8 protein-coding genes and 1 pseudogene are annotated in these 4,411 nt (G+C 31.4%); 5 read left to right on the top strand and 4 right to left on the bottom strand.

Translation table 11 applies throughout. The annotated features are described in order from the left end of the window. The 5 genes and pseudogenes from SULYE_RS08420 to SULYE_RS06435 all read left to right on the top strand — a co-directional run. Positions 1-259: pseudogene (locus SULYE_RS08420) on the top strand (histidinol-phosphatase); the annotation flags it as partial. After that, positions 256-900 carry a (d)CMP kinase gene (gene cmk, locus SULYE_RS06450; protein ID WP_007547713.1) on the top strand — a complete coding sequence of 215 codons (645 nt, stop codon included), beginning with the start codon at positions 256-258 and terminating at the stop codon, positions 898-900. The pseudogene SULYE_RS08420 and the gene cmk, both read left to right, overlap by 4 nt. Beyond that, on the top strand, positions 897-1,661 hold the full coding sequence (locus SULYE_RS06445) for an SAM hydrolase/SAM-dependent halogenase family protein (RefSeq protein WP_007547712.1): 765 nt from the start codon (positions 897-899) through the stop codon (positions 1,659-1,661). The genes cmk and SULYE_RS06445 overlap by 4 nt, the downstream gene beginning before the upstream one ends. Before the next feature lie 248 nt (positions 1,662-1,909). Next, positions 1,910-2,119, top strand: a complete 210-nt coding sequence (locus SULYE_RS06440) for a hypothetical protein (RefSeq protein WP_007547711.1) — start codon at positions 1,910-1,912, stop codon at positions 2,117-2,119. Beyond that, positions 2,116-2,553, top strand: a complete 438-nt coding sequence (locus tag SULYE_RS06435) for a ribonuclease H-like YkuK family protein (protein WP_007547710.1) — start codon at positions 2,116-2,118, stop codon at positions 2,551-2,553. The genes SULYE_RS06440 and SULYE_RS06435 overlap by 4 nt, the downstream gene beginning before the upstream one ends. On the opposite strand, the gene SULYE_RS06430 is transcribed toward SULYE_RS06435, so the two are convergent. From SULYE_RS06430 to SULYE_RS06415, 4 genes are all read right to left on the bottom strand, one after another. After that, on the bottom strand, positions 2,550-2,885 hold the full coding sequence (locus tag SULYE_RS06430) for an SCP2 sterol-binding domain-containing protein (protein ID WP_007547709.1): 336 nt from the start codon (positions 2,883-2,885) through the stop codon (positions 2,550-2,552). The genes SULYE_RS06435 and SULYE_RS06430 overlap by 4 nt on opposite strands. Then, positions 2,882-3,142, bottom strand: a complete 261-nt coding sequence (locus tag SULYE_RS06425; RefSeq protein WP_007547708.1) for a hypothetical protein — start codon at positions 3,140-3,142, stop codon at positions 2,882-2,884. The genes SULYE_RS06430 and SULYE_RS06425 overlap by 4 nt, the downstream gene beginning before the upstream one ends. A 221-nt stretch (positions 3,143-3,363) precedes the next feature. Beyond that, positions 3,364-3,657, bottom strand: a complete 294-nt coding sequence (locus SULYE_RS06420) for a hypothetical protein (protein ID WP_007547707.1) — start codon at positions 3,655-3,657, stop codon at positions 3,364-3,366. Between the two features lie 18 nt (positions 3,658-3,675). Beyond that, positions 3,676-4,411 (bottom strand): HAD-IC family P-type ATPase (locus SULYE_RS06415; protein ID WP_007547706.1); only part of this gene is annotated, 736 nt, incomplete at its 5' end.

Genomic DNA, 4,411 nt, shown 5'->3' with positions numbered 1-4,411 from the left:
TATACCAAATCCACATCTAAGAAAGCCATCTTCCTATCCATTAAAAACATTCTTTAAAAAATTTGATTATAAAGAGCCTGTTTTTTACATTGGAGATACAATCGCAGATTTGATGATGGTTTATAACTATAACAGAGAAGAGGGTAAAAATGTAGAGTTTATTTTGTATCAGAATAATCATAATTACAACCATCCTGCTAAGTATAAAATAAAACAACCACAAGAGCTTTTAAATATTATTAAAGGAGTAAAGAAATGATTATAGCCATAGATGGACCTGCAGGGTCTGGCAAAAGCACGATTGCAAAATTGTTAGCCAAGGAGCTTGGATATACTTACATAGACACGGGAGCTATGTACAGAGCTGCTGCATTAAAACTTTTAAGATTAAACATCAATCTTGAAAATGAAGAAGAAATAATGAATGTTTTAGAAAATACTCAGATATTATTAAAAGACTCTCAAGTCTTTTTAGATGGTGAAGATGTTTCTGATATTATCAGAACAGAAGAGATTGGAAATGTTGCATCAATCATTGCAAGATATCCAAAAGTTAGAAAATGGATGGTTAGCAAACAAAGGGAGCTTGGAGAAATAGCAAAGAATGTTGTTATAGAAGGAAGAGATGCAGGGTCAAGAATCTTTCCCGATGCAGACTTAAAAATATTCATGACAGCATCAGCGGAAATTAGAGCACAAAGAAGAGTTCAGCAGCTAAAAGAAAAAGGTTTTGTTGTAGATTATAATCACATATTACAAAAAATATTAGAAAGGGACAAGTTAGATTACGAGAGGAAAGAATCACCACTTAGACCAACAGAAGATTACATTATCATTGATACAACTGACAAATCCATAGAAGAAGTGATTGATTATATAAAGAGCTTAATAAACAAATGAGCTTAATAGCACTGCTTACAGATTTTGGCTTAAAAGATGGGTTTGTTGGCTCAATGAAAGGAGTCATTTTATCAATAAATCCGGAGGCTAAAATTGTTGATATATCCCACGAGATAGAGTCATTTAACATAATAGAAGGTAGCATAGTTTTAAATGCAACTTACAGATATTTTCCTAAAGGTACAATTTTTGTCTCTGTGGTTGACCCTGGCGTTGGAACAGAAAGAAAGCCTATAATCGTAAAAACAAAAGATTACTTTTTCGTATGTCCGGACAATGGTCTGCTTACACTTGTTTTAAAAAAAGAAAAAATAGAAAAGATAATAGAAATCAAAAATAAAGAATTTTTCTTAGAATCAGACACTAACACATTTCATGGTAGAGATATATTTGCTCCTGTAGCTGCTTATTTAAGCAAAGGGATTAAGCCGGAAAAATTCGGTGATGAGATTAAGAATATAAAAACTAATGATATATTTGAGCCGAAAGTATTAGATGGTCGTATAATCGGAAAAATAATAAAGTTTGATAAGTTTGGAAACGCAATCACAAATATTGAAAAATTGCCGGAAAGATTTGAAATTATATATAAAGACTATAGAATAACAAAGGTATGTAGAAACTTTTTAGAAGGAGAAAAAGACAAGCCAAACCTTATCAAAGGAAGTTTTGGATTTTATGAGCTTTTCCTTCCAATGGACAGTTTTAAAGATAGATTTAATGCAAGAGTATTTGAAGAGTTTGAAATCTTAAGCAAATAAATTACACCTCTCATTTTTCACTTGTTTAACTTAATTTTAACAAATTCTTAATAGAAATTTAAAATTCTTGATATAAAATTATCATACCTTGGATGAGAAATTAGCAGTTTTTATAAAATTTAAAAAGGAGGTCATTCGGACTTACGTTCCCAGAATGACAGGAAAAGGTTAAATTATAAGCATCCTTTGCCATTCTGTAGCCGAATAAGAATCTTATACTTTTATAAACGAAGCTTGGAGGGAATTAGATGGCAATCGACGAATTTGATAACTTACAAAAAGAGTTAGAATCTATGAAAAAAAGATATGCAAAAATCATTAGAGAAAAAGAAAAATCAAGAAAAAGACAGCAGGATGTTCATTTCACTGATAAAGACAAACAGATATTGATAGAATCTTTCGTAATCGGTGCTTTGATAGAAAATGTAATCACGAAAACAATCTCAAGATTAATATGATTGACCTAAAATTTGAGAAAATAAAAAAGTTCATTTCAGAGACATCTAAAGAAACTTCAATATACATAGGTTCAGATTCAAAACAATATAGAGATTCAACAATCTTCGTTACGGCGGTTGTAATCCACATAGATTCTTGCAGGGGAGCAAAAATCTTTTATAGTTTTAAAAAAGAAAGAAAAATAAATTCTTTAAGAGAAAGGCTGATGAAAGAAGTTGACCTATCTGTATATACTGCTTTAAATTTACTTGACTGTATTGATGGTAGAAAATTAGAAATACATTTAGACTTAAATCCAAATGAAAATCATAAATCAAATATTGTAGTAAGAGATGCAATTGGATATGTCTTATCTCAAGGTTTAAAACCTGTTTTAAAACCTAATTCTATCGCAGCATTTTCAGTCGCTGACTACCTTTTAAAACATCTTTAAAGTTCAGATAAAACGTCAAGTATATATTTTAAATTTCCCTTTACTCTTACCTTTCCAGACATCAGATACCTAATTATGTTTGCTTTATTTTCTAAAGACTTTTTCAACTGCTTGTATGAGATTGTTACATGATTCTTGATTTCAAATTCTTTTTGCTCTAAATGTTTTAAAATTTTGACTCCATGTTTATTAATCTCAACATCTACTTTTGAATCATTGCTCAAAACAACGGTTAAGAAAATAGGCTCGCTTACGTTATTCAGCTTATGTTTATGTTCGTTATTTATTTTTTCAACAAGCTCTTCTAAATGTTTTATCTCTTGATCAATCATATCTCTGTTTTAATTTGAACTATTTTTTCTTTCCCGGCTGTTAATCTTTGAATTAATCTTTCTAATTCTTCTTCTGCTGACTCTTCGGATAAAAAAATTCCAAGTATAGCAGGATTTAGAGGCTGGGGAAGATATGCGATTATCTCAAAGACTATCTGACGCTTTCCATCTATTTCCATCTTTTCTTCTTCAATGGCAAACCCTATTATACTATCAAGCTTTAAATATCTTCCGCTTCTTGTTTTAATAAAAGTCATAACTCCCCCAAGTATAAAACACAATCCTGTTAAACAAAAATGCTACCATACATTAAAAATTTACTAAAAAATTAACTATATGTCGCTTGAAAAATTTAATAAAAGTAGGAGATTCTTCGCTGGCTGCAGAATGGCAAATAAGGTCATCCTTTCTCTTATGTTTATCATTCAGTCTTTCTCTGTCATCCTGAGGACTTTAGTCCGAAGGATCTCCTTCTCACTTATTGCTGATTCTCTTCTTTCTTCTCTGCTGTAGTTTGTACTTGATCTTCTTGTATTGCTTTTTTTGCACCTTCAACTGCACCTGTTGCCGCAGATGTAACAACTTTTACGGCTTTTTCTGCTATTTCCATAGCAGTTTTAGCCACTTCTGATGCTGTATCTGTAACTTTTTTTACAACTTCAAGAGGAAGCTTAGTAATATCTTTTTCCTCAGACATACCAATTTTTTTTCTTAACTCTTCTAACTCAGCTTTGATTTTTTCAAGTTCTTGTTGTAAATTTTTCTCTTCCATAATAATTACCTCCTAAGATTATTTTTCTTTAAATATAGGCTTGATAGCATTTATGCCCATTAATACCGAAGCTCCATTGTTAATAATTGTTGACATAGCAGGATTAAACACGCCTGCAAGGGAACCAATTAATCCGATTGTATTTACAACTTTATTAATCTTGAAGTTTTGTTTAATATTATTCAATGCATCATCAGAAATTTTGAAAGCATCGATTAACTGATGCATGCTCTCACCAATCACAACGTCGGCTACTTCAATAGCAATATCAGCACCGCTTCTAATTGATATTCCAACATCTGCAACGGATAAAGCCGGAGAGTCATTTACTCCATCACCAACAAACGCAACCTTTCTACCTTTAGCTTTAAGTTTCTTAATTATTTTTGCCTTTTCGTCCGGAAAAGCACGACCGTAGTATTTCTTGATTCCTACTGCCTGAGCTATCTTCTTGACAGCATCCTCATTATCACCACTACATAATATTACTTCTCTTCCCATACTTTGCAATATTTTTACAACTTCTTTACTTTCCGGCTTTAATGGGTCTGATATTCCAAATAAAGCAACAATTTTTCCTTCTTTAACCAGATAAAGTACCGATTCACCTTTATCATGTAATTGATCTACGATTTCTTTAATTTTTTTGCTAACTCTTATATGTTTTTTCTCAAGAAGTTTAGAACTTCCAAGCATTAAGTGGGTGTCATTAACTTCACCTTCTACACCAAGTCCTATATGATAGTCGGAATTT

The organism is Sulfurihydrogenibium yellowstonense SS-5, assembly GCF_000173615.1.
Lineage (GTDB): Bacteria > Aquificota > Aquificia > Aquificales > Hydrogenothermaceae > Sulfurihydrogenibium > Sulfurihydrogenibium yellowstonense.
The sequence above is the reverse complement of the archived record's forward strand: the minus strand, read 5'-3'. Positions and strand labels throughout refer to the sequence as shown.

Bases quoted from the DNA above. Each gene is read 5' to 3' on its own strand.
- SULYE_RS06435 (WP_007547710.1), top strand. From the start codon at position 2,116: ATGATTGACCTAAAATTTGAGAAAATAAAAAAGTTCATTTCAGAGACA.
- SULYE_RS06420 (WP_007547707.1), bottom strand. From the start codon at position 3,657: ATGGAAGAGAAAAATTTACAACAAGAACTTGAAAAAATCAAAGCTGAG.
- SULYE_RS06430 (WP_007547709.1), bottom strand. From the start codon at position 2,885: ATGATTGATCAAGAGATAAAACATTTAGAAGAGCTTGTTGAAAAAATA.
- SULYE_RS06440 (WP_007547711.1), top strand. From the start codon at position 1,910: ATGGCAATCGACGAATTTGATAACTTACAAAAAGAGTTAGAATCTATG.
- SULYE_RS06425 (WP_007547708.1), bottom strand. From the start codon at position 3,142: ATGACTTTTATTAAAACAAGAAGCGGAAGATATTTAAAGCTTGATAGT.
- SULYE_RS06445 (WP_007547712.1), top strand. From the start codon at position 897: ATGAGCTTAATAGCACTGCTTACAGATTTTGGCTTAAAAGATGGGTTT.
- cmk (WP_007547713.1), top strand. From the start codon at position 256: ATGATTATAGCCATAGATGGACCTGCAGGGTCTGGCAAAAGCACGATT.